This window comes from Advenella mimigardefordensis DPN7 (genome assembly GCF_000521505.1).
Lineage (GTDB): Bacteria > Pseudomonadota > Gammaproteobacteria > Burkholderiales > Burkholderiaceae_B > Advenella > Advenella mimigardefordensis.
Map to the genome: position 1 here is coordinate 2576511 of NZ_CP003915.1, position 25346 is coordinate 2601856.

The following is a 25346-nucleotide window of genomic DNA, read 5'->3' on the forward strand; positions in this document are numbered from 1 at the left end:
TACGGTAACGGCAACGCATCGGCCACACAATTGTTTTCCGGCAATCGCAATATGACACCTTCCGCAAGAAAAGACGCAGGTTGCGTTTGTCGTACCGGTAATTATTGCACAGGCCCCAGAGGGGGCAAATTCTGCTACAGCGATTCCGGGCGCAAGAGTTATTTGCGACATTGATTCCCGTTTGCGCGTACCTGCCCGGACCCGGATACCGGCTTAATTCAAGAATGCAGCAACATTGCAGGAACGTACTGTTGCAGCTAGCCGCAAGTTACCCGACTGACCTTCCCTTCCTTGTCCACATACACATTCAAGCGCTGCGCAGAATAGTCCATTGTCATAACGGAATCAGGATGAATAATCCGGGTGTTCCTGCCCAGGGCCGATTTATTCAGATCCGTTTCCGGCGTACCTATCAGACTTTGATGGCGATTGGCACCGCATGCATCATCATTCTGCGTCTGTCCCGGCGTGGACGTCTGACAGGCGGCAAGCATGAGCAACGGGGCGAAAATGACCAGTTTTTTCAAAACGACTTCTCCTTTGATGGTTACTTGCTCATTTATACACGAATAAACGCTTCCCCGTGGGCAACCTGCCCTCTCAGCGTTGAACGCAGTCAGCGGGAGTAGCAGCCACTACATTGTGCAATTGAAACCGGCCGCCGGGCCACTCAGTCGCTCTTGAGCGTGTATTCAAGCGCCCAGAAATATTCCCATTCGAAGTAAGTGCTAGATTCAGCATATGGGTCGACCGTAGCAAGCAATTGGTCACGCGTTGGAAAATTTTTGAGTATCCGATGCATTGAGCCATCGTCCAGCGTTCGCATTTGATAAGTATTCCCGGCGCTGTCCTGGTCCGCTATGGGTGTGCTGCTACCGGGTACAAAACGATTATCAAGAAAGACAATTCTGGCGCCTGGCTCCAGCGCCAGATGAAGACCGACCAGAAATTCGGCGATGCGTTCCTGTGGAATATGTGACCACCAAAAACCGGCAAAAGCAGCATCGAACAAAGCGTCAAAAGCCGGCAGACCATAGGCATCACCGTGCCTCAAGTGTACGGTGTTTGTATCAACACGCTCAGCTGCAATGCGTAGCGTCTCCCTTGCGGCATCCAGCGCAACTACCCGCTCTGCCATCGGCGCATAAAATTGAGTCCAATACCCGGTACCGCAAGCGATCTCCAGCACGCTTCGGCCGGCAAACAAGGTGGGGAGCCATATTTGCAGCTGTCGCAGATCAGCCTGTCGTTCTGGTTTGGCGTAAATCCGATCGTATTCGTTCGCCCGCGCTCCGTAATATTCTTTCACCAGCTGTCCTTTCAAAAAACTATCACATATGTATTATGTTCAATTCTAATTCGGGTGAATAAAACAATCTGAGTACCGCCGTGCCAGTATAAACAGAGAATCCTTAAGCGCGACGATTTTAGTGATAGAAGCGCCCGAAACGGTTCCGCATATACACAATCCTGATGCTACAATTGGCTGGCGGACTTTTCTTCGGGATCCCCGACAGGATAAAGTGCCGCACGTTCTCAGGGCGGGGTGTAATTCCCCACCGGCGGTAATGGCGTACACAACACGCTAAGCCCGCGAGCGCTTGCCCGTACAGCATTCCTTCACGTACGAACAAGGTCAGCAGATCTGGTGTGATTCCAGGGCCGACGGTTATAGTCCGGATAAAGAGAGAGCGGGATACCGCTGGTCATGCCAGCGTGTCTGGTTTTGCACGCGTTGCTGCCGGTTTGTATGGTTCTGCTGAACCTATATGCAAACCCAGCATTCCACAATGCGCACCAGGTATTTCCTGTCTATCCATGCCCTGTTTTTAAGTGTTTAAGAAAACAGGAGTTCTACCATGCTTACACAAGTAGTCAACAAGCCCCTTCAGATGCTCTCATCACGTCGCATTGCCTTCATTCAAGCCGGATGGCATGGCGATATCGTGGAACAGGCGCGACTGTCGTTTCTGGAAGAAGTGTCGCGCCTTGGCCAGGAGTCGTCTTGCGTCGATATCATCGATGTGCCTGGTGCCTTTGAAATCCCCCTGCACGCCAGGCTGCTGGCTGAAAGCGGCCGTTACGCTGCGGTGGTCGCGGCCGGCTTGGTAGTCAACGGTGGCATTTACCGTCATGAGTTCGTGGCCCAGGCGGTCATTTCAGGACTAATGCAGGTGCAACTGGAAACGCGCACTCCCGTATTCTCTTGCGTGCTTACGCCACGTGACTTATTTGACGGCGAAGATCAGCATCGCTTTTTTTTCGAGCATTTCAGAATTAAGGGTCAGGAAGCAGCACAGGCGTGCATCGCAACCATTGCTTCTCTGGAAGGTCTGGGTCTATTGGCGCCCACCAACGTCAGTAAAGTAGCCTAACGTCACGGGCGTTAACACGATGCAGTCCACTGCCTTCGCGATGGACGGCATCGTTCACAACACATCCCGTATCCGCTCCCTGCAGCGTGGTCCGCAAAAGAACAGTAGTCGAATCGTTTGCCTAATCGGCGCCGCGCATATAAAATCTCGCCTCTTTATCCCTTTCCACCAGATGTAATAACAATGAGTGCATTTTGTGTATTTGGTATGACAGACGTCATAGCCAGACAATCGGCAAGCAAGAAATCCCCTCCTCCTGAATGGAATGCCACAACCGAGGCTTTTTATGATGAGTATGAGGAGCATATCTACAGGACAGGCGCGCACCGACAAGTCTCGCTCACCTTCGATGCACCACAGTTTTGCCAGGACTGGATCAATCTTGCCAGAAAGCATATGCGAACGCGTGGTCTGAGAATCATGTATCGGGGCCAGCTGACCGACAGACATGGCACGCCTCGGATTAATAAGAAGACCAAAGAACCGGTTTTAGGCTGGATGCCTTATGATGAGAGCTCGGAAGAGGAAAGTTCGGAAATCCGGTTCGAAACCGGTACGTTCCTATAATCAGATGCGGCCTGCAGATAGATCAGGCCTGCAACGCCAGTCGCCAAATGCGAGCACCACCACAGCGAGTAGATGAGTTTATATGTTTTCGAGATTTACCGTCTGACAGGGCGAGGCCCGTTGCAGTTGAGATGTTCCGAAAAAAATCTCCTGAACCCTATTTGAAGCAGGCTCTAAATAAGATATTTAGCATTTTACTCAATTCACTTCCATAGTAATATTGATCCTGTTTAGAATCATATGCATTCGTCAGGATAGTGTCGCCATCCTCGATATTGTCACCACAAACGGTCTCCCAAAATTTAGTTGCTAATTGCTTACACTGCTGTCGCTCTAATTCATGATTATGGAAAACCGACTCGCCAATTAACTGCTCAATGGATCCAAGTAACGCGCTGGATTTTGCAATTAAATAGATTCTGGACTTAAAAAATTCAACATTTTGAGTCTCGTTTTTTGGATTATATTGTTGCGCCAGGTCAATGATTTCATAAATTGATTTATTAATCTCAGCAATATCTGCTCGCAATTCCTTGCGGGTTTCACGTTCGTCAGCTATCTTCGCGTTGTAGGCCCAGCCACAAACAACAACGATGACGCTAGAAAGAACGGCGAGTCTATTCGTCGCCCCATCGCTTAAATAAACCACAGCAAGTACTACACATATTGCAAAAATGACAATACCAAAGTGCCTTTGCAAAAAGTGAAACATATAAGAATTACATATTCCTTTTTGACTGATCAAGCATATACTGCTTGATGCTGTTTTTATAGGTTTCCACTGAAGATTTTATGTGAAGCTTATCAACGATAGTTTCGTAAGACACCCCATGCCGCATTAGGCCACCAAACGCTTCCTCCAGAAAAGAGGAGCCAAACCCCATAACGTTGTCAAGATCAACGGTAACTTCCTGGTTGTCTCTCAGCGCCGGAATTAATATCTCATCTCTAAAACGCTCGCCTGAATAAGGTCCGTCCTTACGATATCTGCCCGCAGGGAATCGAGAATATTGCTTCGAAATCGAAATCAAAGATTTAGTCATCGTTAAACTCTCCATCTTGAAACGGCCTGTTCCAAAGAACCAAAGTACCTGGAGTTGGATAATCAAGGCTAATATAGGCTTGTTGCTGTATGTCAGAATTATAAGAGAAACCTGCACTACCGCTCAATACCGATAGAGGTTATACGTTTTTGAGATTTACCGTCTGACAGGGCGAGGCCCTTTACGGTTGAGATGGTGCGAAGAATCGCGTTTTGTGATTGCTCGTCCCGTTTTGAGACAAGTTTAAATGTGCTAATGCTGGAAATAACTGGCTGATGTTATCGACTGCTTTAAATAACAATCATAAAAACCAGTGGTGCCCAAGGGGGGACTCGAACCCCCACACCCGAAGGCACATGGACCTGAACCATGCGCGTCTACCAATTCCGCCACCTGGGCAAAACAGAAAACTGTTGTTTACTGTCGAAGAGCTAAGAAAAGGATTATATATACTCCCACAAAAAAACGCTAGTAGGTGTGCCTGTTTTCTTTAAAAAAATGCCAAAATCGAATTGAATGTTGCAAAAATGCTTCAAGCAGGATTTGGGATTACCTGCACGTCTCCAGCACAGCCATCCGTTCCCGTGAGATCCCGGATCTGACGTGCATAGCGGCAAGCCCTACAGCGTACATGCCGGCGGCGTATGCGCGCTCCTTTAACGCGATGTCATCTGTCATATAATTCCGACTGACACACAGGACTTCGCTAACCGCATACGCCCTGCCCCTCATTCCTTGCTTTTTGTTTTTTGCCAATATGAACACCCTTTCCAACGTTTCGCGATTCCTGCAACGGTCCATTGCCCTTGCCATTAGCACTGCCATCATTCCCCTTGCGACAGCAGGTGAGTTTCCCGAAAATGCCATTCGCCTGTCCGTGGGCTATCCGGCCGGGGGTCTGAGCGATGTGGTTGCGCGCAGACTAGCCGAGAAAGTGGCCGATACACTCAGCGTGCCGGTTGTTGTAGAAAACCGCCCCGGTGCCGGCGGTACCATCAATATCGCCGACGTATCCCGCGCCAAACCCGACGGCTATTCACTGGCCTTTTCGGCAACCAGTCCGCTAACCTTGACGCCCTATTTCTCCAAGGTCAGTTACGTCCCTGAAAAAGCGGTCACTCCAGTGATCGGAATCATGTATTCCCCGGTCGTTCTATTGGGAACGCAGACACTCGGCGCCACTGATTTCAACGCGTTTATCGCAAAAGCAAAACAGGAGCCCGGCAAACTGCGGTGGGCAACATCAGGGATGGGTACGATCGGCCATATTATGTTTGGTCAGATTGCGCACGATGCAGGGCTGGACATGACCCTGATCCCCTATAAAGGCGGCAGCCAGCAAATGAATGATGCACTGGGCGGACAATTTGAGATCTTCTCTACCAATGTTTCTGCAACCCTGATAGAGAATATCAAAGCGGGCAAACTGCATGCACTGGCGATTGGCGCCGAGCATCGCATTGATGGCCTGCCCGACACCCCCACATTTACAGAGCTGAGGCAACCCAAAGCCAACCTCAAATCCAATTTTGGTATCGTTGCACCTGCCGGCACACCCGCGACAGTGATCGAAACACTGAACAAGGCGTTTAATGACGCGTTACACGATCCTGCTATTGCAGACAGCCTGCGGCAATCGGGCAATATCCCCAGCGGTGGCAGCGCGCAGGCTTTTCAGCAGGTCATTGACGAAGAGTCACGTAATAATCAGGCGATTATTCAGCAGGCAGGATTGGCAGCGAAGTAGATTAACTGCCCGTTTTGAATCGGGCGCCACCGGGAACCAGCCCGGATAAAACAGGCATGCGAAAGAGCCGTCAACGGCTTGATTAACGCATCATCCGGCTCGGGCCCTGTGGCGGGCCGGATACACCGACATGACAGCTAAAGACTGAGCGGTTTTACCGCCTTACTTGCCCGCCTGGTGAACCAGAGACAGTAAACCGGCAGCCAGCGTAAACAGGCTGGCAAATCCACGATTCAGAATTTTCTGCTGTTTCGCCGAATGCATCAATCGCAGGATGCGGGATGCCAGCCATGTGTATCCGGTCATAACGATGACGTCCACCACGGTCATGGTGACACCCATCACAAAATACTGCTGCGCGAGTGGCGCACGCGGGTCAATGAACTGAGGCAGCACGGCAAGCAGGAACACCATCGCCTTGGGATTACTCATGTTAACCAGAAAGCCACGCAATACCAATTTGTGCACTGGAACATCAGACACCTGGGCGTCCAGCTTGATTTCACGCACGGGCGCCCGCCATTGTTGCCAGGCAAGATAAAGCAAATAAACTACGCCGAACCACTTGATTAGCGCGAATGCCCAACTGGTGGTGGTAAGCAAAACGCCTACGCCGGCAGCAACAATGGTGATTTGTGTCGCCAGCGCCAGCTGCAGGCCCAGAATGTTCCAGAAGCCGAGACGCACGCCGTGATTGACGCCGGCAGACATGGAGGCAATAGCACCCGCTCCGGGCGAAATGCTGATAATCCAGCAAGCCAGAAAAAACGCCGACCACAATTGCCATGACATAACTCATATCCTTCAGAAAGGCACAACATACAGACGGTCACCGGCCGACAACCACGCCCCCCCCTCTCGGCCGACGATTGCAGTAATGACAGAAACTGAAAAGTTGGAAAAAATAGAAACGGTTACCGGCCCGGCTGCAAGACCACAAGCACGGTAAAGCCCTGGACGCAGTTTTGCGAGCGGGTCAATAGCCGTACGTACGGCGAGAAGCTGCCAGACAAAGTGGCCGAAAAAAAGCCGCCAGGACCAGAAACCATATTATAAATCAATCCGCCCTTATAGCGATGCAAACGCAGCCGCAACAAAATCCGGGCTCCGGATCATATTCATTATCAAAATAGCGGTAACTAAATTACACTTAGGGATACATTAGAAATCAGCAATGATCAGGAGATATCATGCGAAATGGCGCCCAGCAGAGGTTATTGGCTTTCATCACGAGTGTAATGACCTGTGTGGCTATGACGCCCGCCGTCCATGCTCAGTCAGCCAACGAGATCCGTATCGGTGAAATTAACAGCTACAAAATATTTCCTGCTTTTCTGGAACCCTATAAAAACGGCATGGAACTGGCCGCAGAAGAGGCAAATCAGGACGGCGGCATCAATGGCCGTAAGCTGAAAATCATCATCCGTGACGATGCGGGCAATCAGGGCAATGCCATTAAGGAAGCGCAGGCACTGGTCAGCCGGGACAAGGTGCACGCCCTGACGGGCGGCTTTTTATCCAATATCGGGCTGGCGCTGGCCGATTTTGCAGCTCACCGGAAGGTGTTTTACCTGGCCAGCGAGCCCCTGACCGACAAGCTGGTCTGGGCTGACGGCAATGACTATACCTATCGCCTGCGCGCGTCCACCTATATGCAGGTGGCGATGCTGGTGCCCGAAGCGGCCAAACTCAATAAAAAGCGCTGGGCGATTGTCTACCCCAATTACGAATATGGCCAGTCTGCCGCCGAAACTTTCAAAACCCTGCTAAAACAGGCGCAGCCCGATGTGCAATTCGTGCAAGAGCAGGCTACTCCATTGAATAAGGTAGATGCAGGCAGTGTGATCCAGGCGCTGGGCGAAGCCAGGCCCGACGCCATTTTCAATGTCCTGTTCGGCCCTGATGTCACCAAGCTGGTGCGCGCCGGCACGACCCGTAAATTTTTTGACGGCATGCCGGTCGTTAGTCTCCTGACTGGAGAGCCAGAGTACCTGGACACCCTGGGTGCCGATACACCCAAAGGCTGGATTGTGACCGGCTATCCGTGGCAATTTATCGATACGCCTGAGCATAAGGCATTTCTTGAAGCTTACCAAAAACGTTTTAACGACTATCCGCGACTGGGTTCCATCGTTGGCTATATGGCCATCAAGTCGCTGGCAGAAGGATTTCGCAAGGCCGGTGCGACCGATACCGAGTCCCTGCGCAAGGCGTTCTCCGGTCTTGAAGTCACATCGCCTTTCGGCCCGATCTCCTATCGTCCGCAGGATCATCAATCCACTCTCGGGGCCTATGTTGGCAAGCTGGATACCAAAGATGGTCGCGGTATCATGACAGACATCCGCTATATCGATGGCGCAACTGCTCAGCCTGATGATGCGCAAGTGGCCAAGATGCGCCCTGCCAAATAGCGGCCCGGCACGCAATGGTTTCTATCTAAGGATTGCGCGTGGACCTGAGCGGATTTGCAGTTCTGTTTCTCAATGGCCTTGCCGGCACATCTTCGTTGTTCATGGTCGCTTGCGGGTTGTCGCTGATTTTTGGCGTCAGTCGCATTGTTAATTTTGCCCATGGCTCACTGTATATGTTCGGCCTTTATTTTGCCTACAGCCTGGCGACACATTATCTGCCAGCCGGTTCAGGCGGATTCTGGCCGGCTATATTGCTTGCCGCCATCCTGGTGGGTCTGCTTGGGGCCGTTATCGAACTGCTGGTCCTCAGACGCATCTACCAGGCCCCTGAACTGTTTCAATTGCTTGCCACTTTTGCGCTGGTCCTCATACTAAGTGATCTGGCACTGTGGCTGTGGGGTCCCGAGGATCTGCTGGGGCCGCAAGCGCCCGGTCTGGCCAGCTCCATCCCCATTTTTGGCCGACAATTCCCTACCTATAACCAGCTACTCATACTGATCGGCCCGATTGTGCTGCTCTTGCTATGGCTGCTGCTCAACCGCACCCGCTGGGGTACACTCATCCGAGCAGCAACACAGGATCGGCAAATGCTGGAAGCGCTGGGCGTCAATCAGAGCTGGCTCTTTACCGGCATATTCGCGCTGGGTGCATTCCTTGCCGGCCTGGGTGGCGCACTGCAGCTACCCATCGAACCGGCCAGCCTGAACCTGGATTTGCTGACCATTGGCGATGCCTTTGCCGTCGTGGTGATTGGTGGCATGGGCTCGATGCCGGGCGCATTCGTTGCGGCGTTTATCGTTGCTCAGGTCAAAGCGCTGTGCATCGGACTCGGTACGGTACATCTGGCTGGCATTGACATTGCCCTGCCCCAATTGACCCTGGTAGTTGAATTTCTGATCATGGCTGTTGTCCTTATTTTCAAGCCCTGGGGACTGTTTGGGGCCCGTACCGGCACGCCGCGTAATACCAGCACACCCGAAGCGCCCTACCGCCCCGCCAGTGTGCTGCTTAAAATATTTGGGGTCGGCATACTTGCACTGCTTGTCTGTGTGCCACTGACAATGGAATCCTTCCCCTATTTGCCCGTGCTGATACAGGATATGCTCATTGCCGTGCTCTTTGCCGCAAGCCTGCACTTCATCATGGGCGCAGGCGGCCTGCACTCCTTTGGCCATGCGGCCTATTATGGCGTAGGTGCCTATGCCGCTGCATTATTGCTGCAGCGTTATGCTCTGCCCATGTCTTTTTCGATCGCCCTGGCGCCCTTTATCGCAGCTGTTGCTGCGCTGATTTACGGCTGGTTCTGTGTACGGCTGTCGGGCATTTATCTGGCCATGCTCACTCTGGCCTTTGCCCAGATTACCTGGTCTGTGGCTTATCAATGGAATGATGTCACCGGCGGCTCCAACGGTCTGATCGGCATCTGGCCCGCCGCCTGGCTGGAAGATCCGGTCCATTTTTATTACTTCGTGCTGGTCATTGTGCTGTTGTCGGTACTGGCACTGCGCTGGTTATTGTTCTCTCCCCTGGGCTTTGCGCTACGAGCCAGCCGGGACTCCAGTGAACGCAGCGGCGCTATCGGTATAGACAGCATGCGCGTGCAATGGATTGCATTTGTCATTGCGGGATTTTTTGCCGGGCTTGCTGGCGCGCTCTTCGTATTTTCCAAAGGGAGCATATCGCCCGAGGAACTGTACGTGAGCAAATCAATCGACGGCCTTGTCATGGTTCTGCTGGGCGGCATTCAATCGCTAACCGGCCCCTTAAGCGGCGCCGCGTTTTATGTTCTCCTGCATGACTACATTACAGGTATTACCGAGTACTGGAAAGGGCTGTTCGGCCTGATCATCCTGCTATTGGTATTGCTGTTTCCACAAGGACTGGTCGGCCTTGGCAGTCGACTCGGGCAGTGGTGGCAGCGCGATGCCCAGGCACGAATGGCGGGAAAGTCACAATGAATCTGCTTGAAGTTAAACATTTGAGCCGACGCTACGGTGACTTTATTGCCGTAGACGATATCAGCTTTAGCCTGCAGGCAGGCGAACTGCTGGCACTGATCGGCCCCAACGGCGCAGGCAAGACAACCACCTTCAATATGATTGGCGGGCAACTGCCCGTCACGCGCGGCCAGATTCTCCTTGCCGGTGAGTCCATTGCCAATCTGCCTGCAAGAAAAATCTGGAAAAGAGGTGTAGGCCGCACTTTTCAGATTGCTGCTACCTTCCATTCATTCACAGTGCTGCAGAACATTCAAAATGCCCTGCTCTCCTATCGGCGTAACACTTATCATATCTGGCAAGCGGCCGACAGGCTTTACCGCGAGCAAGCCAGCGCACTACTTGAGCAAGTCGGCATGCTGGCGCAGGCCGATCGACCCTGCTCAGAACTGGCTTATGGAGATATCAAACGCGTCGAACTTGCCATGGCACTGGCCAGTGAGCCCAGGCTTTTGCTCATGGATGAACCTACTGCAGGCATGGCTCCCCGCGAACGCCAGGCGTTGATGACGTTAACGCGAGATATCGCCCGCGCACGCAATACCGCAGTATTGTTTACCGAACACAGCATGGATGTGGTGTTTGGTTTTGCAGACAGAATACTGGTGCTGGCCCGCGGTCAACTGATTGCCCAGGGCACACCGAACGAAATCAGTAAGGATCCTAAGGTCCGTGAGGTTTATTTCGGTACCAGCCTGAACCCGCAAGAGGAAACCACCCGTCCTCCTCTTATCAGTACAAGTGCCGCGACTACGCACGGAGGACAGCCATGACCCACCCTCAGCACACGGCCCCCGCAGCAACGCAACCGCAAGTATTGCTGCAGGTGCAGGATCTGAACGCCTGGTATGGTGCAGCCCATATCCTGTTTGATCTGAATCTGACGGTGGGAAAAGGTGAAGTGGTGGCATTGATGGGCCGCAACGGTGCAGGCAAATCGACCACCATAGAAAGCATTATGGGGCTGGTGAAGCATCAGGGCCTGATCCGGTTTATGGGGCAGGATATTGTGGCCTGGAAACCACACCAGATCGCCCGGGCCGGCATCGGTTTTGTTCCCGAAGAACGACGGATTTTCGCCGACCTGAGTGTCATGGAAAATCTGGATACCGGCAGACAGCCACCCCGCGTCTGGCCGGACGGTCAGGCCGTGGCGCACTGGTCAACAGAAGCAATTTTTTCCTTATTTCCCAATCTGGCCGACATGCGGACACGCCGCGGCGGACAAATGAGTGGCGGCGAACAGCAAATGCTTGCTGTGGCGCGCACGCTGATGGGCAACCCATTCCTGCTGCTCCTGGACGAACCGTCCGAAGGCGTGGCCCCCATTGTGGTCGAACAGATGATAAAAATGGTGCTGGCCCTGAAGGCACAGGGTGTGAGCATTCTTCTGTCGGAACAGAACATGGATTTTGCCCGGCAGGTGTGCGATCGGGTTTATATTCTGGAAAAGGGCCAGATCAAATACGAGAACACCATGGATGCCCTTACCCATGACATGACGGCTAAAGCCGAATATCCGGCCGTTTGACAGAAGGCGTCGCCAGGTAGCGGCCCTGCCTGCTGCGCACCAGCACCAGTGTGTCCTCAGGGCTTTAGCAGCCATCACGAGCCGCTGAAAGCGAATGCGCGACTATGTTATAATATGTAAGAAAGATATATGAAAAAAACTAAGGGGTTATACACTTAATCCATCTTGCTTTGCACGTTGTGATGGGTACCTGCTGTTCGATGAATGTCGTGTCACCGCAAGCCTTCCACCCGGCTGCGTTACGCGACCGCAATAACGACACTTCACTGCCGCTCCGGCTTTTTTGATTGCTATCAAGGTCACGCGCATATCATGATTAAACATCAGCTTCTGAACAAGGATTCCGTTTACTGCAATACTTGTGTCCTGGGGCATATCTGCGTACCCCAGGGGCTTAATGCTCAGGACGCCGCAAGACTGAACGAGCTGGTCAAGGAACGAATCCGTATTCCCAAAGGCACCCTCTTTTTCAAGGCGGGCGACCGGCTCACCGCTCTGTATGGCATCCGCTCGGGCTCCATGAAACTGCAACTGGAAAACGAATCAGGCCATATGCAAATTACAGGATTTGTCTTTGCGGGTGAAATCATCGGCCTGGATGCCCTGACCGAGAACGTGCATGTGTCCAACGCCATTGCCATGGAAGATACTGAAGTGTGTGTTATACGCACCAGCGATCTGACTTATTTGTCCAAGGAAATTCCGGCGCTGGCCCATCGTGTTACTCGCCTTATGAGCCAGGAAATTTCGCGCTCGCATAGCATGGTGCTGTCGCTCGGCGCCATGCGTTCCGAACAAAGGCTGGCTGCGTTCCTGATCAATCTCTCGCAGCGCTTCACCTGTTTGGGTTATTCGGGTAGTGAGTATGTGCTACGCATGAGCCGTGAGGAAATCGGCAACTATCTGGGGCTGACACTTGAAACAGTCAGCCGCCTGCTGTCACGATTTGCCAAGGAAGGCCTGATCCGCATCCATCAGCGAGAGGTGCGAATTCTGGACTTCAATGGCCTGCAAACGCTGATTCAAAACGAAAATATGCACCGCACAGACTTGCGCAGGGCACTTGCCTAAGGCGCGAGAATGCGCCGATTGCAGCCTGCCGCTGGGTTAGTCTTCCTGTTCGGTATTCCTGGAAAACAGCGATAAATTGTTACCGCTGCTGGACATAAAAAAGCTGAGTGTACTGGAGAACGCAGCGGTAAGCCAGAACAGAAAGAAACCGGCAGCATAGGCCAGTTCACTTGAAATACGGATATATCCGAACAAAGGAATATCCCGGGGATCAACCAGTGCGAACACAACCCCACTGGCAAAGCCTGCGGCAAGAAACGATGGCCAGAGTATCCACATGATAGTACGCATGGTTACTCCCGAGGGGCATTATGACTGGCTGTCGGCGGCGCTGTAACCACCGGCCCGTCCCCCTCCCGAAGCACCATCAACCCGTGCTTGCGCGCATCCAGTCGTACTTCGTGATCAGGATTGTCCTGGAATGCCAGCACAATCGTAATGATGCAGCCAATGATGGCAGCAAAAGGGCCTGCCATCAGCAACCACGGCCAGGGTTCCCTGTACCAGGGTCCGTTATCTCGTTCCTGCAGTGGCATCTTAGCGCTCCTTGTTATTCATTAGGGACAAAAAAAGTGGTATCGTGCTGAGCCGACAACGTGCCTTTGGTCCTATCGGTGTTTTCTATATACAGGGTCAATGGATGCAATCCCTTGGCCGCCCCCTCGGCTGCGATGCGAATTACCATAGGCACCCATTGGTTGGAGAAAGCCGGTACATCAATTTCCTGCTCATTGCCCTCGCCCACCAACACCGCCACTTGTCCGATATCTTTGGAAGTGGCCTTCAGAACAAATTTCTGATCTTGTTCCGACATATTAATCACCTGAATGCGATAAACGTTCTCGATCAGGCCGCCCGGTATTTCCCGCCCAAGCACACCCCGATCACGCACAATATCTACCCTCAGGGGTGAACGCAGCGACAGCGAAACCAGCAAACCAATAATGAATACGCTCAACAACGTGATATATACATAAATGCGAGGCTTGAACAAACGCTGACGCGCCTGTTTTTTGTCCAGCCCATCGAGCATCCCGCTTTCGGACGTATAGCGGATCAGACCCGTTGGGTAATTCATTTTATCCATCACCTGATTACAGGCGTCGATACAGGCGCCGCAGCCAATGCACATATACTGCAGCCCATCCCTGATGTCGATCCCGGTCGGACAGACCTGTACACAGATGGTACAGTCAACACAATCGCCCAATCCGGCTTCGCTGGGAACCACTTTCTTGGATCGACGACCTCGCGGCTCGCCCCGAATCCTGTCGTAGGTGACGACAAAGGTGTCCTTGTCTACCATCACGCTTTGAAAGCGTGCATAGGGGCACATATATTTACAGACGGACTCACGCAGAAAGCCGGCGTTGCCCCAGGTTGCAAAGGAATAGAAGATCATCCAGAACCACTGCCAGAAGCTCAGTTCGAAATGGATGAGTTCAACGCCCAGCTCCCGGATGGGAGAAAAATAGCCAATGAATGTTGACCCCGTCCACCAGGCCACCACAAGCCATAAAAAGTGCTTCGTTGCCTTTATCCTGAACTTGCGCAGGCTCATTGGCGACTCATCAAGCCGGATGCGGGCAACGCGATCACCTTCCACCTTGCGCTCTATCCACATGAATATTTCGGTATAAACCGTTTGCGGACAGGCGTATCCGCAAAATAGCCGACCCGCAAGCGCTGTAAACAGAAACAGGCCGTAAGCCGAAATAATGAGGATGATGGCCAGGTAGAACACGTCCTGCGGCCAGAGCACAATCCCAAAGATATAGAATTTGCGCTCGGCCAGATCGAACAGCACCGCCTGACGGCCGTTCCATTGCAGCCAGGGCAAACCATAGAATATCGCCTGGGTGGCAAGCACCAGAATAATCCGCCATTTGGCAAAGACACCGGTCACAGAACGCGGATATATTTTTGCGCGGATCTCTTCGATCTGCATGCTGCTGTCATCGGCAGAGGCGACCCGCGCCTGAACCAATCTGGGTGGTTGCCAGGCGGGCACCTCCTCTGCCGCAGACTGCTCTGGTTGCTTATCGGACATGATTGACGATTCTTCCAGGTGTGATTATTTGTTGGATAAACCCCAAACATAGGCGGCCAGCATACGGATCTGATCTTCAGACAAAACGTGTTTCTGTGCTGGCATCACGCCCTGGCGCCCATGCAATATCGTATTGACAATGGTCTCGCGGGAACTGCCGCCCAGCCAGATTTCATCGGTCAGGTTGGGCGCACCCAGCGCCTGGTTGCCCTTGCCATCCATGCCGTGACAGGCGAAACACACTTTTTTGAACCCTGCCTGACCTGCTGCCAATAGTGTTGGATCACTGGCCAGACCCGAGAGAGAGCGCACATAGTGAGCGATTTCATTGGCTTCCGAGGGCGTAATCGCTGCAGCCAGCGGCGCCATGACACCATGACGACCATCTGTAATGGTTTTGATAATGACCTCTGGTGTACCACCATAGAGCCAGTCACTGTCGGTCAGATTGGGAAAATTCGGTGCGCCCCTGGCGTCGGAACCATGGCATTGTGCACAGTTGTTCAGGAAAAGGCGCTTGCCGATGGCATTGGCTTCCGGATTGCCGGCCAGCTCCTGTACCGACAAAGCCGAGAATTTCTCAAACAACGGTTTAATTTGTGCCGCCTGTGCCTCGCGCTCAGTGACCACCTGCTTGGCAGACGTATAGCCGAGCAGGCCCGGATAGGAACCGAGAGCCGGATACAGCAACATGATACTGAGCGCGATAGCACAAAGCCCCAGATACATCACCGTCCACCAGCGCGGAACCGGATTATTGAGTTCGCGCAGGTCTTCGTCCCAGACATGGCCGGTGTCTTCGACCTGCGGCGTTGCGCTCTTGAGCCAGCGACGCTGGGTAAACAGCAGCCACACGCACCACGCCACCCCGGCCAGAGACACGATGGCAATGTAATAACCCCAAGAATTACTGAAAAAATCACTCATTTTTTTACCCTTCACCACGAGTTGTCGTTGCTTCGTCAGGGACGGCGAACGGCAGACGCGCTGCCTCGTCGTTAGCGCTCACGCGATGCCTGGACCAGGCCCAGGCAATGATCCCGAAAAACGTCATAATGGATACGATGGTCATGATCCCGATTGCGATGTCCATGTGTTCACCTGTCCCTGTTCTGGTCTAGTTGGATGCTGCTGCGTCTTGTTGACGCAGTGCAGACAGATACCCGACGCCCAGGCTTTGCAAATAGGCAATAATGGCGTCCTCTTCGGTTTTACCCTTGAGTGCTGCAGGCGCATCAGCGATCTGCTTATCGGTATAAGGCACACCCAGGGTACGCAGTGCATTCATGCGGGCCTGAATGTTCTCATTGGACACGTCTTTGTTCTGCAGCCAGCGGTAGCCCGGCATATTGGACTCCTTCACCACATCGCGCGGGTTGCGCAGGTGGATACGGTGCCATTCATCTGAATAGCGCCCGCCCACCCGGGCCAGATCAGGTCCGGTACGTTTCGAACCCCACAAGAAGGGGTGATCGTAGACGAACTCGCCGGCCACTGAATAAGGGCCATAACGTGACACTTCAGACTGCAGTGTGCGGATCTGCTGAGAATGGCAGCCGACACAGCCTTCCTTGATGTAAACATCCCGGCCGATAATCTGCAGCGCCTGCAGGGGTTCTACACCGGGTGCGGCCTTGGTTGTATAGTGCTGGAAAAACAGGGGCACAATTTGCACCAGGCCGGCAAAGGCTACAACGATGATCGAAAAGATAATCAGAAGCCCGACGTTTTTTTCCAGTGTTTCATGGGTAAACAAACGCTTTTTTTGATTCGTCATGATAGATCTCTTAAACAGCTGTAGCGGGTTGAGCAGTACGGGCATCGTGACCGACAAAGGCCGGCACTTGCGGATTGACACCCTTGAGTCCCTTGATAGTCATAACCATGTTGTAGAACATGACCAGCACACCACTAAGGAAGCATATCCCGCCGAGAATACGGATGATGTACAGCACATATTTAGATGCCAGCGCCTGAACAAAGGCGTAGGTCAGCGTACCGTCGGCTTCAGTTGAACGCCACATCAGGCCTTCCATTACTCCGGCAATCCACATGGAAGCGATATACAACACGACACCGATGGTAGCCATCCAGAAATGAGCCTCGATCAATGATTTGCTATACATGGATTCGCGTCCGTACAGGCGTGGAATCATGTAATACAGGCTGCCAAAGGTAATCATGGCGACCCAGCCCAGCGCGCCGGAATGTACGTGTGCAACTGTCCACTCCGTGTAGTGAGAAAGTGCATTCACGGTCCGGATGGACATCATGGAACCTTCAAAGGTTGACATACCGTAGAACGACAGCGCAACGACCAGAAACTTCAGGATAGGATCGGTGCGCAGCTTGTGCCAGGCGCCGGACAGCGTCATGATGCCGTTGATCATCCCACCCCAGGACGGTGCCAGCAGGATCAGCGAAAAGGCCATACCCAGGCTTTGTGTCCAGTCAGGCAATGAGGTGTAAAGCAGATGGTGCGGACCGGCCCACATATAAGTGAAGGCCAGTGCCCAGAAGTGCACAATGGACAGGCGATAGGAGTAGATGGGGCGATTGGCCTGTTTGGGCACAAAGTAGTACATCATGCCCAGAAAACTGGTGGTCAGGAAAAAGCCCACTGCATTGTGGCCATACCACCATTGCACCATGGCATCCTGTGCACCCGCATAGGCGGAATAGGAGTTGAACCAGCTATAGGGCAACTCGATATTGTTGAAGATATGCAGGATGGCGATCGTGAGAATGAAGGAACCATAGAACCAGTTGGCCACATAAATGTGTTTCATCTTGCGCTTGACGATCGTGCCGAAAAAGACGATGGCGTACGCGACCCAGACCAGGGTAATCAGAATGTCGATAGGCCATTCAAGTTCGGCATATTCCTTACTGGTGGTGTAGCCGGCCGGCAAGGTAATCGCCGCAGCCACAATGACCAGTTGCCAGCCCCAGAACGTGAATGAAGCCAGTGGTCCACAGAACAGACGCGTCTGACAGGTGCGTTGGACAACGTAATAGGAGGTAGCAAACAGTGCGCTACCGCCAAAGGCAAAAATAACCGCATTGGTGTGCAACGGACGCAGACGACCATAGCTGAGCCAATCTACAAAGTTCAGTTCCGGCCAGACCAGCTGTGCTGCAATGAAGACGCCGACAAACATGCCGACAATCCCCCACACAACCGTCATGATAGTGAACTGACGCACGACTGTGTAATTGAAAATCTCCGCGTCCGCGGAGCGCGCATTCTGGACACGCATAACATTTCCCCTATAAAAAACCTATTATTCAATCTTAAATAGATCACGGCGTAGCGATTTGATAAATATCAAGCGCCTTCCAGTCATAGATGAAACAGATCCAAAACCACCAGCAGCACCTCAGGCTTTGTTGAGGAATACAACAGTTTTGTCTTCTAAACGTTTCTTCCGGACGCTATTACTTTGGCCGCTGCGACCCGGCAGAAGGCCCGGCGCCAGCCTCTCTGTCCGCCTTTTTTTCGGGCCCCCTGAATGCGGCATCGTCGTCCTGCAATATGACACTTGCATTACCATCACTATCGTCAAACTGACCGGACATCACTGCCCAATACAACAGCCCGCCAATACTCATGACAAACAGAAAAGCGAGAAAGACAAGAAGAAAGAATACGTCCATGGCAGCGCTATGCCGACGACGAATTGATCGCAATGCTGCCTGACTCGGCTGGCTTGCCAACTGCATAATTTTTATAAAAGCGCCAGGCATAAAATGCCACCGCCAGTGACGACACCAGCATGGTGATGGCAGCAAGCCAGGGCTGGACCAGACCCGCCATGGCAAATGGAATCATCAGCAGATGCCACAGCAACGAGCCATAAAGGGAGCGACGCGCAACACTAACGGTTTCTGCGCGTAAGGCGACAAGTGCCTGCTGGCTGAGTGGCGGACTGCCAAGAACAATGGCGCGGGCAGCTGCCTGCGCCGAAGGGACCGCCATGGCCATCGCACAGGGACAGCTCATGACAAACAGGGCGACCAGGACGGGCAGAGCGTGACCGGGATCGATATACAAATACCAGACAAGCGCGGAGACAATGGAGAGCACGATTTGTATGGTTACGAAATACAGCCCTACCCGATCCGCGGCAGCAGCCAGCGACCTGAATGTCTGATCAAAGAGCTGGTCGAGCGCCGCGCCTGCCGATTGCCTGGCAGCCAGCGCCAGATAGCGCGCCGTGAGTACGAACGCTACGAACATGGCAATGGATTCGAAATAAACCTCACCTGATTGGCGAAAGGTTGCAACGGCACTGGGAATAAAGGCCACCACAATGCCCAGGCCAATGGGCCAGTTCATGGAACGCTGATGGGCATCGGCCGGATCCTGGCCGACAAAGCCGCGCCAGATTGGCCAGGCGCAATAAAGCAGCACGGGTATGGTCAGCAGCAGGCTGCACCAATTCATGACGATAATGGCCGTATCCAGCGTATCGACGGTTTCGGGATCCGCGTAGCTGGCGCGAAGATAGCCAGGAAAGGCGAACATCATGACCTGCATCATGACCAGCCAGGCCAGTCCGAGCCGGGCAAGCATGTGCCTGCGCTGCAGGCGTTCCTGAGCACCAAGATCGTTAGGGATCGAGAAGATGGAGGCAGGTTTCATACCCCAATCATAGTATCGATCCGAAAAAGCGATCTTGATCTATGTCAAACTATTCAGTCACATGTAACAGAAGGATGTAACATGAGGCGCGTCTAGCAGTCGACTCAAACGGGATTGAACACACCCTGAGACAAATACCGATCGCCGCGGTCACAGACGATAAAGACAATGGTCGCATTATTCACCCTTTCGGCAGTGCGCAATGCGGCCACCAGCGCCCCTGCGGAGGAAATGCCACCAAAAATACCTTCACTGGCAGCCAGATGGCGGGCCATATCTTCGGCTTCCTGCTGTCCGATCAGCTCAAACTGATCAACGCCCGCCTTGTTATAGATGGCCGGCTGATATTCTTCAGACCACTTCCTGATGCCAGGAATCGATGCCCCGGGAGCGGGCTGTGCGCCGATGATCTGGATATCGGCGTTTCGCGATTTGAGGTAGGATCCCACCCCCATGATCGTGCCGGTTGTGCCCATTGCGCTCACAAAATGCGTCACCTTTCCGTCGGTCTGGTTCCAGATTTCCGGACCGGTGCCTTCGATATGGGCACGCGGATTATCGGGATTGGCAAACTGGTCAAGCACCTTGCCCTTGCCTTCGGCCTGCATGGACTGCGCCAGGTCACGCGCATATTCCATACCGCCTTTGTCGGCCGGTGTCAGAATAAGCTGGGCGCCGTAGGCATTCATTGAAGCACGGCGTTCCACAGACAGGTTATCCGGCATGATCAGAATCATTTTATAGCCACTGATGGCCGCTGCCATCGCCAGCGCAATACCGGTGTTGCCGCTGGTGGCTTCAATAAGGGTATCGCCGGGCCGGATATCGCCGCGCTCCTGTGCGTGCCTGATCATGGACAAAGCCGGCCGGTCTTTGACTGAACCGGCAGGATTATTGCCTTCGAGCTTGGCCAGAATCACATTGCCGCGCGCTTCACCCAGATGTGAGGGAATACGCTGCAGGCGCACCAGCGGCGTATTGCCGATGGTATCTTCGATTGTGGGGTACGTTTTTGTCATGATAGGTTTGAATGGAATGTGGGATACCCCTGAAAAGCCATGTGGGCATCATAAGTTGCGAACGAACCCTGCCCTTCCCAAATGGGCGGAACAGGCGCCTGGTGAAAGTAATCATAGCACTCCTGCACAGCCTTGCAGGGCTTATTCCCTGGCCCGTCAATGGGTTTTTTCGGCCGCACCGGTGCCGGCAGTCCCCGCCTGCGTTTTCACCGGCTCAGTGATTGGCCGTGGGCGTGGCTGAATCAGCAAAGGCATCGCGGGGATAGAATAATCTGCCCCCTGGTCGTGATCGGCATGCTGGCGGTCATCTGCGGGTGCCCTGCGGGCCAGGTTCTGGTTGTGGCCACTATGCTGTCGGTCAATTGCGGTTCCCTTGCGGATTGCCTTCGGGCGTCTGACAGAACGCCCTCTATTAAGATCCGTGTCAGCCGTTTTAGCACCGGACGATTGCATACTGGCAGCCAGTGCGGCTGGATCGTCGCTAGGTGAGTCGGTCCTGACACCCTGGGCAAGTAATGATTGTATTGTTTTCGGACCCATCCCCGCCACACGGGCGACCACGTCCTCCATGGAAACAAAACGCCCCTTCTGCCGGGCAGCCAGAATGCGGTCAGCCAGCTTGTCGCCCACGCCCTTGATCGTGCGCAATTGCGCCCGCGTTGCCTGATTCAGATCCAGTGCATGAGCACTGGAAACCCCCGAAGCTAGAAAGAAACACAACAGCCAGGCTTGACAACGAGAGGAGCGAACAAATGACTTAAGCGGCATACGTGGTTAAGGCAACAGCAGGCAAACGATAATGCCAGTGTGCCACAGCCACGTCCGCCTGACTCAGAATGACGGACAACCTCATCCTGCGTCGGGTTTAACCCCAAGACAGCAAGCGCTATGCGTTCTGCGCACGCAGGCGACGGATATAACTGGAAACGCCCTGCTCCACATCACTCATATCGGCTTTGAAGCCGGCAGCGCGCAGTCGCGTGGTGTCGGCCTGGGTGAAGCTTTGATAGCGCCCTTTGAGATCGTCAGGGAATGGGATGTAGCGAATCAGCCCCTCACGAACCAACGCATCCAGGGACAGACGTGCTTCGTTTCGCTCTTCCCGCAGCGTGTTCACCACCGCGCAGGCAATATCGTTAAAAGGCTGTGCCCGGCCCGTGCCGCAATTGAAGATACCGGACTGGTCGGGGTTATCCAGGAAAAACAGGTTAACCGCAACAACGTCATCCACCGAGATAAAATCGCGCCGCTGACCGCCGTCTTCATAGCCATCCCAGCCGCCAAACAGGCGCACATGGCCTTCGGCCAGAAACTGGTTCATATTATGAAAAGCAACGGACGCCATGCGGCCTTTGTGCTGTTCGTTGGGACCGTAAACATTGAAGTAGCGCAGCCCCACGACCTGTGCCGTACGATGTTCAAAACGCTCGCGCACGACCTGATCGAACAGGAACTTGGAATAGCCATAGACATTCAGAGGCTTTTCATTTTCCAGCGCTTCGATATAATCCGGCCCCGCGCCGTACACGGCAGCGGACGAGGCATAAATAAACGGGATACTACGCGCCTGACAGAAATTGAATAATTCCAGCGTTACCCGATAGTTATTATCCATCATGTAACGGCCGTTACGCTCGGTGGTATCGGAACATGCGCCCTGGTGGAAAATGGCCGTGACCGGACCGAACTGGCCGCTATTGACGCGGCTACGGAACTCGTCCTTGTCCATATAGTCAGCAATGATCCCTGAGCGCAGATTGACGAATTTGTCGCCATCTGTCAGGTCGTCTACCGCCAGAATGTTAGTGATGCCCCTGTTGTTCAGGCCACGCACGAGATTGCTGCCGATGAAGCCCGCGGCTCCGGTTACGATAATCATGTCAGTTCCTCTGCACTTACAATAGATGTTCCAAGCTTACCTACTACTATACCACCGGCCTTGTTGGCCCACTCAACGGCCTCATGCCAGTCTATACCGGCGGCACGGGTAACCGCCATGGTTGCCAGAACCGTGTCGCCCGCGCCTGAAACATCGAATACTTCGTGTGCGGCAGCATCAACGTGGAACCGGCCTGCCTCGGTATACAGCGTCATGCCCTGCTCCGAGCGGGTGATCAGCAACGCTTCGAGACCAAGTCGCTGACGCAGGCTTTGAGCAGACAGCGTCAGCGCTTCTTCCGATTTCCATTTACCCACCGCCTGCTGCATTTCTCCGCGGTTTGGTGAAATCAGGCTGGCGCCTGCGTAGCGGTCGTATTCGTCCCCTTTGGGATCGACCAGCACCGGTATCCCGCGTTTACGCGCCAGTTTAATCAGCACGGAACAATGCGTGAGCACGCCTTTGGCATAATCGGAGAGCACGACAATATCGTGATTCTCCAGCAAGCTACGATACTGTTGTTCGAGTTGCTGCAACGTTTGTTCGTCTGGCAGATAGTCAAAGTCTATCCGTAGCAATTGCTGCTGACGACCCAGCACACGCATTTTCAGGGTGGTATGCATAGCTGCGTCAATGAGCAGTTGAGTACCAATGCCGGCTTCTTGCGCCAGCCTGGTGATCTGTACCCCGGCCTCGTCATCGCCCACAATACCCAGCAGAGTAACCCCGCCACCAAGGGCAACAATGTTGCGCGCCACGTTAGCACCACCGCCCAGACGGTCTTCCCGTTTGGCCACACGTACTACCGGTACGGGGGCCTCTGGTGAAATACGCTCTACTTCGCCAAACCAGTAGCGATCAAGCATCACGTCGCCCACGACAAGGACACGGGCTTGTCTGATTTTTTCTATCGGAAATGCACGCATACGACTTATTCCTCTGGGCGGCGTGGCGAGTATGTTTCCCATGAGTTGCAGCCAGGGCACTGCCAGTAATAGGTGTGCGCCTGGAAGCCGCAGACCCGGCAGGCATATTTGTCCATACGCCGGGTGTGTTTTTCAATCATGGATCGCAGTAATGACAAGTCAAAATCGGGCATATGTTGCTGCAATTGGTCTGGCCCGTCCGAATTTTGCTCCTGCGTCAGTTCACTTTGCAGCACTTTATCAAAGCCCAGCAAAGACGGATGCTGGCGCAGGGAATCCTGGGCAAACTGCCATGCCGGGGCAAATCCCTGCTTGCGCAATGCGGCAAACACGACTTCAAATACATCCAGTGACGGATGCGCAAAATAATGGTCCCTGAGCAGGCTGACTGCCTGTTCTTCCTGGCCGCTGGCAGCGAAATTGTCCATGATCTGCTTTGCCATGAGACCGGCGAATTCCGGCGAGCGTTCCAATGCCGACAGCAGCCACTGGCGTTCCGTATTGCCATCGCCCTGTCGACGGGCCAGATAGGCGCGCAAGATAGCGATGCGTGCGTAAGAAGCCTGGGAACCGCCCTGCTCCATATTGTGCGAGGCTTCGCGTTGTGCGGCATCCAGCTCGGTAGCCGCCCGGTCAAAATCCGGCTCTTTGGCGCTTAGTGCGGCTTGCGCCCGTTCGCAATGGTAATGAACACGTTGCGGCAACGGCTCATCTGTTAATTCACGCAGGTGTGCGGCGGCGGCGATGGCTTTTTCCCAATCATGCTCAGCCTCGTAAATGCGAATCAGCGCCCGGGTAGCAGAAATGGCATAACTGGTATTTTGCACTTCCTGAAAGGCATTTTCCGCGCGATCAAACATGCCCGCCTTGAAGTAATCCTGGGCAATCTCATGCAGTGCATGTTCCCTGTCGGGGCGCGGTAAGTCTGAGCGGGACAGCAGACTTTGATGTACCCGAATGGCCCGCTCAATTTCTCCGCGGCGACGAAACAAATTACCGAGCGCAAAATGCAATTCGGTGGTTTCGGAGTCGAGTTTGGCGACTTCGATAAATGCGTCAATTGCCTTATCGTGATCTTCATTGAGCAGGAAATTAAGGCCGCGGAAATAGGAATCAGGCAAATTCCTGCTTTCAGATACAATCTGCCGGACATCTACCTTGGCTGCGATCCACCCCAGTCCGAACAAAATGGGGATCAGAATCAGCCACCATGCTTCAAAGTCCAACTGCCGTCTCCCGTGCCGGTGTCTGCAAGGCGGTGCCTGTCGGGGACGTGTTGCTGCGCAGGCGTAATTCTTCGGCTCTGAGCGCTTCCAGCGAATGGCGGGTATCGTTCACATCACGGTTCAGGCGCTCAACCTCGCCCTTGAGTCGACCCACTTCACGGGTTTTGCGCAAGCGTGTAGGAATACTAACCAGCCAGGCAAACAGCGCACCCACAATAAAGGCAAGCAATAACACAACAATGAGCGGCACACCGGCAAATGTATAATCGCCAAAAAACCGTACGGTAACGGGATCGGTGTTTTTAAGTGCGAATAATAGAACCAACAAAAAAAGTATGATTCGCAATGCCCAGACAATGTATCGCATTGGCCTGCTCCTGAAATTGAATTATTCGCCATTGTAATGCGAATTGGCGGTCTAAAAAACAAAAACCCCGATTTTACAATCGGGGTTTCTGGACAATCTTAAGAAACGAATACCTGCAGGGTTTGGTCAGAGATTGGCGACCTTGGCCGGTTGGGCCTCGACATGGCCATCCTCGGGGGCATCCTGCCTGGTCTCGCTAGCAGAGGTAAAAACAGAATCAACGCGCTCGCGCAACTCTTTGCCTGCCTTGAAGTGAGGGACCCGTTTACCGGGAACCATCACCTGTTCGCCAGACTTGGGATTGCGCCCAACCCGTGGAGCACGCGTTGACAGCGAGAAGCTGCCAAAGCCACGAATTTCGATGCGCTGACCTCTGGATAGAGCAACGGTCATGGCATCAAGCATCGTCTTGACAGCGAAGTCGGTGTCACGGGCAGCCAGCTGCGGATAGCTGGCCGCTAGTGCTTCAATCAACTCTGATTTAGTCACAGC

29 protein-coding genes, 1 tRNA gene and 1 riboswitch are annotated in these 25346 nt (G+C 53.5%); of the genes, 8 read left to right on the forward strand and 22 right to left on the reverse strand.

The window, feature by feature from the left end; all coding sequences use genetic code 11:
* Positions 1-257: 257 nt before the first annotated feature.
* The gene (locus tag MIM_RS11825) at positions 258-527 is read right to left on the reverse strand and encodes an I78 family peptidase inhibitor (RefSeq protein WP_025372965.1); all 270 of its coding nucleotides are present in this window, start codon (positions 525-527) and stop codon (positions 258-260) included.
* 143 nt (positions 528-670) lie between these two features.
* Positions 671-1309, reverse strand: coding sequence for a class I SAM-dependent methyltransferase (locus MIM_RS11830; RefSeq protein ID WP_025372966.1), 639 nt, complete (start codon positions 1307-1309; stop codon positions 671-673).
* A gap of 219 nt (positions 1310-1528) precedes the next feature.
* Positions 1529-1697: riboswitch (FMN riboswitch) on the forward strand.
* Positions 1698-1859: 162 nt separating this feature from the next.
* Here MIM_RS11830 and MIM_RS11835 point away from each other — a divergent pair.
* Together MIM_RS11835 and MIM_RS11840 are read left to right on the forward strand one after the other, a co-directional pair.
* Entirely contained in the window at positions 1860-2375 is a 516-nt protein-coding gene (locus tag MIM_RS11835) for a 6,7-dimethyl-8-ribityllumazine synthase (RefSeq protein WP_025372967.1), read from the forward strand.
* Positions 2376-2582: 207 nt separating this feature from the next.
* Positions 2583-2942 (forward strand): hypothetical protein, encoded by a 360-nt coding sequence (locus tag MIM_RS11840; protein ID WP_025372968.1) that lies wholly within the window; start codon positions 2583-2585, stop codon positions 2940-2942.
* A gap of 157 nt (positions 2943-3099) precedes the next feature.
* On the opposite strand, the gene MIM_RS11845 is transcribed toward MIM_RS11840, so the two are convergent.
* The 3 genes from MIM_RS11845 to MIM_RS11855 form a co-directional block, all read right to left on the reverse strand.
* Positions 3100-3654 carry a hypothetical protein gene (locus MIM_RS11845; protein ID WP_025372969.1) on the reverse strand — a complete coding sequence of 185 codons (555 nt, stop codon included), beginning with the start codon at positions 3652-3654 and terminating at the stop codon, positions 3100-3102.
* 7 nt (positions 3655-3661) lie between these two features.
* Entirely contained in the window at positions 3662-3985 is a 324-nt protein-coding gene (locus MIM_RS11850) for an STAS-like domain-containing protein (RefSeq protein WP_025372970.1), read from the reverse strand.
* Positions 3986-4299: 314 nt separating this feature from the next.
* Positions 4300-4384, reverse strand: a tRNA-Leu gene (locus MIM_RS11855).
* Between the two features lie 358 nt (positions 4385-4742).
* On the opposite strand from MIM_RS11855, the gene MIM_RS11865 reads away from it, so the two are divergent.
* A complete protein-coding gene (locus tag MIM_RS11865; protein ID WP_025372972.1) occupies positions 4743-5732 on the forward strand; it encodes a Bug family tripartite tricarboxylate transporter substrate binding protein in 990 nt (329 codons plus the stop codon).
* Positions 5733-5894: 162 nt separating this feature from the next.
* On the opposite strand, the gene MIM_RS11870 is transcribed toward MIM_RS11865, so the two are convergent.
* The gene (locus MIM_RS11870) at positions 5895-6524 is read right to left on the reverse strand and encodes a LysE family transporter (protein WP_025372973.1); all 630 of its coding nucleotides are present in this window, start codon (positions 6522-6524) and stop codon (positions 5895-5897) included.
* Positions 6525-6970: 446 nt separating this feature from the next.
* Here MIM_RS11870 and MIM_RS11880 point away from each other — a divergent pair, with 446 nt between their 5' ends.
* The 5 genes from MIM_RS11880 (at position 6971) to MIM_RS11900 (ending at position 12742) form a co-directional block, all read left to right on the forward strand.
* On the forward strand, positions 6971-8143 hold the full coding sequence (locus MIM_RS11880) for an ABC transporter substrate-binding protein (protein ID WP_042071360.1): 1173 nt from the start codon (positions 6971-6973) through the stop codon (positions 8141-8143).
* Between the two features lie 38 nt (positions 8144-8181).
* Positions 8182-10101 (forward strand): ABC transporter permease, encoded by a 1920-nt coding sequence (locus tag MIM_RS11885; protein WP_025372976.1) that lies wholly within the window; start codon positions 8182-8184, stop codon positions 10099-10101.
* Positions 10098-10913 carry an ABC transporter ATP-binding protein gene (locus tag MIM_RS11890; RefSeq protein WP_025372977.1) on the forward strand — a complete coding sequence of 272 codons (816 nt, stop codon included), beginning with the start codon at positions 10098-10100 and terminating at the stop codon, positions 10911-10913. The genes MIM_RS11885 and MIM_RS11890 overlap by 4 nt, the downstream gene beginning before the upstream one ends.
* On the forward strand, positions 10910-11671 hold the full coding sequence (locus tag MIM_RS11895; protein WP_025372978.1) for an ABC transporter ATP-binding protein: 762 nt from the start codon (positions 10910-10912) through the stop codon (positions 11669-11671). Before MIM_RS11890 ends, MIM_RS11895 begins: the two co-directional genes overlap by 4 nt.
* A 312-nt stretch (positions 11672-11983) precedes the next feature.
* The gene (locus MIM_RS11900; protein ID WP_025372979.1) at positions 11984-12742 is read left to right on the forward strand and encodes a helix-turn-helix domain-containing protein; all 759 of its coding nucleotides are present in this window, start codon (positions 11984-11986) and stop codon (positions 12740-12742) included.
* Positions 12743-12778: 36 nt separating this feature from the next.
* On the opposite strand, the gene MIM_RS11905 is transcribed toward MIM_RS11900, so the two are convergent.
* From MIM_RS11905 to MIM_RS11980, 16 genes are all read right to left on the reverse strand, one after another.
* Positions 12779-13033: a hypothetical protein gene (locus MIM_RS11905; RefSeq protein WP_025372980.1), complete on the reverse strand. Its 255-nt coding sequence runs from the start codon at positions 13031-13033 to the stop codon at positions 12779-12781.
* 2 nt (positions 13034-13035) lie between these two features.
* Positions 13036-13278, reverse strand: a complete 243-nt coding sequence (locus MIM_RS11910; protein WP_025372981.1) for a FixH family protein — start codon at positions 13276-13278, stop codon at positions 13036-13038.
* A 14-nt stretch (positions 13279-13292) separates the two neighbouring features.
* On the reverse strand, positions 13293-14792 hold the full coding sequence (gene ccoG, locus MIM_RS11915) for a cytochrome c oxidase accessory protein CcoG (RefSeq protein ID WP_025372982.1): 1500 nt from the start codon (positions 14790-14792) through the stop codon (positions 13293-13295).
* Positions 14793-14816: 24 nt separating this feature from the next.
* Complete coding sequence (gene ccoP, locus MIM_RS11920) at positions 14817-15719, reverse strand: cytochrome-c oxidase, cbb3-type subunit III (protein WP_025372983.1); 903 nt, start codon at positions 15717-15719, stop codon at positions 14817-14819.
* Between the two features lie 4 nt (positions 15720-15723).
* Positions 15724-15885, reverse strand: a complete 162-nt coding sequence (locus MIM_RS11925; RefSeq protein ID WP_025372984.1) for a cbb3-type cytochrome oxidase subunit 3 — start codon at positions 15883-15885, stop codon at positions 15724-15726.
* 24 nt (positions 15886-15909) lie between these two features.
* The gene (gene ccoO / locus MIM_RS11930; RefSeq protein ID WP_025372985.1) at positions 15910-16569 is read right to left on the reverse strand and encodes a cytochrome-c oxidase, cbb3-type subunit II; all 660 of its coding nucleotides are present in this window, start codon (positions 16567-16569) and stop codon (positions 15910-15912) included.
* Between the two features lie 10 nt (positions 16570-16579).
* Entirely contained in the window at positions 16580-18052 is a 1473-nt protein-coding gene (gene ccoN, locus MIM_RS11935) for a cytochrome-c oxidase, cbb3-type subunit I (RefSeq protein ID WP_025372986.1), read from the reverse strand.
* A 178-nt stretch (positions 18053-18230) separates the two neighbouring features.
* Positions 18231-18449, reverse strand: coding sequence for a cbb3-type cytochrome oxidase assembly protein CcoS (ccoS, locus tag MIM_RS11940; protein ID WP_025372987.1), 219 nt, complete (start codon positions 18447-18449; stop codon positions 18231-18233).
* 7 nt (positions 18450-18456) lie between these two features.
* Positions 18457-19437: a P-type ATPase gene (locus MIM_RS11945; RefSeq protein ID WP_025372988.1), complete on the reverse strand. Its 981-nt coding sequence runs from the start codon at positions 19435-19437 to the stop codon at positions 18457-18459.
* A gap of 104 nt (positions 19438-19541) precedes the next feature.
* Positions 19542-20459, reverse strand: a complete 918-nt coding sequence (gene cysM, locus MIM_RS11950; protein WP_025372989.1) for a cysteine synthase CysM — start codon at positions 20457-20459, stop codon at positions 19542-19544.
* A 153-nt stretch (positions 20460-20612) separates the two neighbouring features.
* The gene (locus MIM_RS22150; protein WP_158318729.1) at positions 20613-21176 is read right to left on the reverse strand and encodes a ComEA family DNA-binding protein; all 564 of its coding nucleotides are present in this window, start codon (positions 21174-21176) and stop codon (positions 20613-20615) included.
* 166 nt (positions 21177-21342) lie between these two features.
* Positions 21343-22335, reverse strand: a complete 993-nt coding sequence (gene rfaD, locus MIM_RS11960; RefSeq protein WP_025372991.1) for an ADP-glyceromanno-heptose 6-epimerase — start codon at positions 22333-22335, stop codon at positions 21343-21345.
* Positions 22332-23261, reverse strand: coding sequence for a D-glycero-beta-D-manno-heptose-7-phosphate kinase (gene rfaE1, locus MIM_RS11965; RefSeq protein WP_025372992.1), 930 nt, complete (start codon positions 23259-23261; stop codon positions 22332-22334). Before rfaE1 ends, rfaD begins: the two co-directional genes overlap by 4 nt.
* A gap of 5 nt (positions 23262-23266) precedes the next feature.
* Positions 23267-24487: a lipopolysaccharide assembly protein LapB gene (gene lapB, locus MIM_RS11970; RefSeq protein WP_025372993.1), complete on the reverse strand. Its 1221-nt coding sequence runs from the start codon at positions 24485-24487 to the stop codon at positions 23267-23269.
* Positions 24477-24854 carry a LapA family protein gene (locus MIM_RS11975; RefSeq protein WP_025372994.1) on the reverse strand — a complete coding sequence of 126 codons (378 nt, stop codon included), beginning with the start codon at positions 24852-24854 and terminating at the stop codon, positions 24477-24479. Before MIM_RS11975 ends, lapB begins: the two co-directional genes overlap by 11 nt.
* Positions 24855-24980: 126 nt before the next feature.
* Entirely contained in the window at positions 24981-25343 is a 363-nt protein-coding gene (locus MIM_RS11980; RefSeq protein ID WP_025372995.1) for an integration host factor subunit beta, read from the reverse strand.
* Between the last annotated feature and the right edge of the window lie 3 nt (positions 25344-25346).

Bases quoted from the DNA above. Each gene is read 5' to 3' on its own strand.
- MIM_RS11835 (WP_025372967.1), top strand. From the start codon at position 1,860: ATGCTTACACAAGTAGTCAACAAGCCCCTTCAGATGCTCTCATCACGT.
- MIM_RS11840 (WP_025372968.1), top strand. From the start codon at position 2,583: ATGACAGACGTCATAGCCAGACAATCGGCAAGCAAGAAATCCCCTCCT.
- MIM_RS11845 (WP_025372969.1), bottom strand. From the start codon at position 3,654: ATGTTTCACTTTTTGCAAAGGCACTTTGGTATTGTCATTTTTGCAATA.
- MIM_RS11850 (WP_025372970.1), bottom strand. From the start codon at position 3,985: ATGACTAAATCTTTGATTTCGATTTCGAAGCAATATTCTCGATTCCCT.
- MIM_RS11865 (WP_025372972.1), top strand. From the start codon at position 4,743: ATGAACACCCTTTCCAACGTTTCGCGATTCCTGCAACGGTCCATTGCC.
- MIM_RS11870 (WP_025372973.1), bottom strand. From the start codon at position 6,524: ATGTCATGGCAATTGTGGTCGGCGTTTTTTCTGGCTTGCTGGATTATC.
- MIM_RS11880 (WP_042071360.1), top strand. From the start codon at position 6,971: ATGACCTGTGTGGCTATGACGCCCGCCGTCCATGCTCAGTCAGCCAAC.
- MIM_RS11890 (WP_025372977.1), top strand. From the start codon at position 10,098: ATGAATCTGCTTGAAGTTAAACATTTGAGCCGACGCTACGGTGACTTT.
- MIM_RS11895 (WP_025372978.1), top strand. From the start codon at position 10,910: ATGACCCACCCTCAGCACACGGCCCCCGCAGCAACGCAACCGCAAGTA.
- MIM_RS11900 (WP_025372979.1), top strand. From the start codon at position 11,984: ATGATTAAACATCAGCTTCTGAACAAGGATTCCGTTTACTGCAATACT.
- MIM_RS11905 (WP_025372980.1), bottom strand. From the start codon at position 13,033: ATGCGTACTATCATGTGGATACTCTGGCCATCGTTTCTTGCCGCAGGC.
- MIM_RS11910 (WP_025372981.1), bottom strand. From the start codon at position 13,278: ATGCCACTGCAGGAACGAGATAACGGACCCTGGTACAGGGAACCCTGG.
- ccoG (WP_025372982.1), bottom strand. From the start codon at position 14,792: ATGTCCGATAAGCAACCAGAGCAGTCTGCGGCAGAGGAGGTGCCCGCC.
- ccoP (WP_025372983.1), bottom strand. From the start codon at position 15,719: ATGAGTGATTTTTTCAGTAATTCTTGGGGTTATTACATTGCCATCGTG.
- MIM_RS11925 (WP_025372984.1), bottom strand. From the start codon at position 15,885: ATGGACATCGCAATCGGGATCATGACCATCGTATCCATTATGACGTTT.
- ccoO (WP_025372985.1), bottom strand. From the start codon at position 16,569: ATGACGAATCAAAAAAAGCGTTTGTTTACCCATGAAACACTGGAAAAA.
- ccoN (WP_025372986.1), bottom strand. From the start codon at position 18,052: ATGCGTGTCCAGAATGCGCGCTCCGCGGACGCGGAGATTTTCAATTAC.
- ccoS (WP_025372987.1), bottom strand. From the start codon at position 18,449: ATGGACGTATTCTTTCTTCTTGTCTTTCTCGCTTTTCTGTTTGTCATG.
- MIM_RS11945 (WP_025372988.1), bottom strand. From the start codon at position 19,437: ATGAAACCTGCCTCCATCTTCTCGATCCCTAACGATCTTGGTGCTCAG.
- rfaD (WP_025372991.1), bottom strand. From the start codon at position 22,335: ATGATTATCGTAACCGGAGCCGCGGGCTTCATCGGCAGCAATCTCGTG.
- rfaE1 (WP_025372992.1), bottom strand. From the start codon at position 23,261: ATGCGTGCATTTCCGATAGAAAAAATCAGACAAGCCCGTGTCCTTGTC.
- MIM_RS11975 (WP_025372994.1), bottom strand. From the start codon at position 24,854: ATGCGATACATTGTCTGGGCATTGCGAATCATACTTTTTTTGTTGGTT.